Here is a 2,642-nt window from a genome sequence, read left to right as displayed (position 1 = left end):
CTGACCATCAACTGTCGCCAGATTGGCGCTCGGTATCGCCACCCTCTTCCTTGGACTCACCACCCTCCTGCTTCATCTCCGAGCGCTGCTCGCGGTGGCGTTCCATCTCCTCCTCGTATGCCGCACGGCCGGCTTCCATGGCCTTCTGGTGCGCTTCGCGCATCTCCTGCATCGCTTCCATGCGTTCCTGGCGCTGCGCATGCTGGGCCTTGATGCGCTCGCGCATCTCTTCCGGCATGTCCTCCGGCAGGTTGTCCGGATCGAACTGCGGCATCTGGCCGTAACCGGGGGGCTGCTGCATCATCCCACCACCGCGATGTGCCCCCATGCCGGAGCCGTAGGGTCCCTGCTGGCCCATCATCGGGCCCTGGCCATAGCCCGGTCCCTGCCGCTCCTGGGCCTGGGCCACGCCCAGCGCCAGCACGGATGCCACGGCGGCACTGGCCAGCGTGGTACCGATCATTCGGGAATTGAAATGTCTTTTCATTACCAACCTCCTCGAGGTCTTGCTTGCCTGTTCATTTGAGTCGAATCCCGCGCCAGGCTCGGCCCTGGCCGGGCGTACCCGACTGGCTACTCACTTGGCGGGATACTGCCGCTGCTCCACTGCTCATCTGGAGACCGTCTTGCCGATTCGCAGCAGAACCGAATGTACCCGAGGTCACGGTCACCGTCCGTGCGCTAGCCCACAGAGTGGGCCAGTCCGCTGCGGCACCATCGCGCGAGTGCCTCGATCCCACGCACCCGAAACGCGCAACCGGCAGTTACATGCGGATCATATGCCCAACGATCGCACTGGCGCGCTGCCAAAGTCCGGGCACCCGGATCCGTCGCCAACGGCAGCACGATAGCGTCCCTGCCAGATCCTGCCCGCCTTCAAGGTACCAAGCATCGGCGAATGCCGCTGAGCCCGCCGGCATCAGATCACCAAAGAGTGTGCGAGGAACGTCGGCTCTTGATTCGACCGTCCGGGTTTTGGCGGGGCATCTCCCCTTGTCTCCCACGCACTCGGTCCTGGACCCGACAGGAAAATGGTGTCTATTCGTCCTACACTCCCGCGAGCGCTTCGAGCTGACCCAGTTCGAACGCCTGGACGCGATCGAGCAGCACCTCGCCGCGCTGAACGCGACGAGCGTGCAGATGGAATCCTGTGGCGCCGCCACCCGGCTACTCGGGGCCGACTGCGAAGAGCTTTTCCGGGGATCGAGCCGTAGCACAGCCCCTTCGGTTCGCTGAGCGGCGACCATGCGAAGGGCTACGCAGTCATCCCGATCTACTGAGCTGACATTCCGGCCGATGCCGCGTCCGGCAACACCCCCCCAGATCGTGGTCATCGAGAGAGGAGAACGACCCATGCGAAACCGAATGCTGATCCTGCTGCTGGCCTTTTTGCTGCCGCTCGGGCTGGGCTCGACGACCACCGCCGAGGGCCTCGACAATCGCGAGGCGACCGAGGGGATCGAGACCATGCGGGCGGTCTATGACATGCGCAAGTCCAACCCCAACGTGATGCTTGCCTACCTGCGCGGCATCGCCTCCAACCACGAGAACCTGATCAAGGAAGGCGTGGAGCCTGATCTGCGGATGGTCTTCATCGCCGAGGCGGTCAAGTTCATCACCACCGACCCGGAACCGGAGGTCGCCATTGATCACGGCGATACCCTGGAAGAAATCGCCAAGGCGATCGACCGGCTGGACGAACTGGGTGTAAGGATGGAGGTCTGTTCGGCCGCGACCCGGGCCTACGGAGTGGACAACGACACTGTGCTGGACCCAATCCAGCCTGTTCGCAGCGGATTCATCGCCGTGATGGGCTATCAGAACCAGGGCTACGCGTTGGTGCCGGTCTACTGAGGGCGATCCCGATAAGGACCGGGAGCAGGCATCCGGGACGCGCACTGTCTCTGCCGTGGGCTGGCGTCAGCCGAGGCACGGATGCCCGCTCTAGGAAGACAGAACCGCCTTCAGGTCCGCCACGCCCACCGGCTTGAACAGATGCTCGCTGATGCAGATGCGCCGGGAGACGGCTTCGTCTGCAGCCACAGCCGGGAGGGAAGGCGGTAACGTGTAGCGAGGGTCGAACTTCCGGTGGGGGACGAGTTCGCCGGCCCAGGCGTCCTCGCGAACCTACAAGCAACGTGCCCGACAAACTGGTTCTGCTGCCGCACCCGCAGGACCAGGGTCCGGATAAAGAGGTGGCCGGACTCCAGTAGCGCGGCGGGCTGTTGCAGGCGCGGACCCGCCAAATGGCGAAGCGACCCGGACATCGCGGCGGAGCGCGCGCGAGCCCGGTGCGTCCAGAACTCCTCGAGGCGCTGGCCCAGGGCGAGCACAGCGTGGATGAGCTTGCCCGCGCCGTCGGCGTGCCCATGGCGAATGCGTCACATCACCTTTCCAGCGGAACCCGTGCAGCCCGAATGATCGAGCACCTGCTCCCTGCGTGGATGCCGCTGGGCGGCTTTCTGGTGTTGGGGGACCAACGGGTCGGCGCCGCCTGGCGTTGACGCCGAACCCCCATGGCTTCCGTTTTCAACACCCTGTAGGGCGCTAGTGGGCCATGCGGAAAGTTCGGTGACTATGGAGCACAGCCAGAAGGGCCGGAGCAAGGCGGGCAAGTGCAGGAATAGTGGGCCTATTTCAAA

The 2,642-nt window shown here is 64.6% G+C and carries 3 protein-coding genes and 1 pseudogene; 3 read left to right on the top strand and 1 reads right to left on the bottom strand.

All coding sequences use genetic code 11. The features are described 5' to 3' along the window. Positions 1 to 7: 7 nt before the first annotated feature. Entirely contained in the window at positions 8 to 487 is a 480-nt protein-coding gene (locus ACESMN_RS13635) for a hypothetical protein (protein ID WP_373054153.1), read from the bottom strand. A gap of 566 nt (positions 488 to 1,053) precedes the next feature. Between ACESMN_RS13635 and ACESMN_RS13630 the strand changes: the two are divergent. The 3 genes and pseudogenes from ACESMN_RS13630 to ACESMN_RS13620 all read left to right on the top strand — a co-directional run. Beyond that, positions 1,054 to 1,280, top strand: a pseudogene (locus ACESMN_RS13630) (hypothetical protein); the annotation flags it as partial. Between the two features lie 73 nt (positions 1,281 to 1,353). Continuing rightward, positions 1,354 to 1,854 (top strand): DsrE family protein, encoded by a 501-nt coding sequence (locus ACESMN_RS13625; protein WP_373054152.1) that lies wholly within the window; start codon positions 1,354 to 1,356, stop codon positions 1,852 to 1,854. 392 nt (positions 1,855 to 2,246) lie between these two features. Then, positions 2,247 to 2,504, top strand: coding sequence for a helix-turn-helix domain-containing protein (locus ACESMN_RS13620; RefSeq protein WP_373054151.1), 258 nt, complete (start codon positions 2,247 to 2,249; stop codon positions 2,502 to 2,504). Positions 2,505 to 2,642: the final 138 nt, after the last annotated feature.

The sequence above is a fragment of the Thioalkalivibrio sp. genome, from assembly GCF_041690275.1.
GTDB lineage: Bacteria > Pseudomonadota > Gammaproteobacteria > Ectothiorhodospirales > Ectothiorhodospiraceae > Thioalkalivibrio.
Note: the sequence above shows the minus strand (reverse complement) of the source record. Positions and strands in the feature narration are given on the sequence as shown.